We start from the raw sequence: 481 nt of genomic DNA, 5'->3' as shown, positions 1-481 counted from the left end.
ATCGACGCGATGAGCGACACCCGCCCCGAGGCCCACGATTACAGCATCCGCAATGTGTTTCCCCGGTTGGGCGAGACGGGGTGCACCGATGACATCCTCTCTCACCTGGAAAGGTGCTCCTGATGACATGGCTTCACCTCCTGTCCTACTTCTTCGGCGGTGCCTTTCTGGCGAACGCGGTCCCGCATTGGGTGAGCGGCGTCACCGGGCGGCCGTTCCAGAGCCCGTTCGCCACGCCGCGAGGCGAAGGGCTGTCCTCCTCTACTGTGAATTTGCTGTGGGGCTTTGCCAATCTGGTCCTGTCCTATCTGCTGGTGTGCCGGGTCGGCACCTTCGACCTGCGTGACACACTCCAGGTGACCGCCTTTGGCCTCGGAATGCTGGCGCTCGGCTTGTTCTGCGCGTGGCACTTCGGCCGCTTCCACGGAGGCAACGCGCCGGAGCAGCCATGAGCGCGCCCGGAACCCAGGTCTTCCGATCG

The 481-nt window shown here is 64.4% G+C and carries 1 protein-coding gene; it reads left to right on the top strand.

Features of this window, described 5'->3' with window-relative positions:
• Positions 1-122: 122 nt before the first annotated feature.
• Positions 123-452, top strand: coding sequence for a hypothetical protein (locus AACY52_RS30560; protein WP_033964664.1), 330 nt, complete (start codon positions 123-125; stop codon positions 450-452).
• Positions 453-481: the final 29 nt, after the last annotated feature.

The organism is Pseudomonas sp. EA_65y_Pfl1_P113, from assembly GCF_963970525.1.
Classification (GTDB): domain Bacteria; phylum Pseudomonadota; class Gammaproteobacteria; order Pseudomonadales; family Pseudomonadaceae; genus Aquipseudomonas; species Aquipseudomonas tritici.
The sequence above is the reverse complement of the archived record's forward strand: the minus strand, read 5'-3'. Positions and strand labels throughout refer to the sequence as shown.

Coding starts and splice junctions, on each gene's coding strand:
- AACY52_RS30560 (WP_033964664.1), top strand. CDS start 123: ATGACATGGCTTCACCTCCTGTCCTACTTCTTCGGCGGTGCCTTTCTG.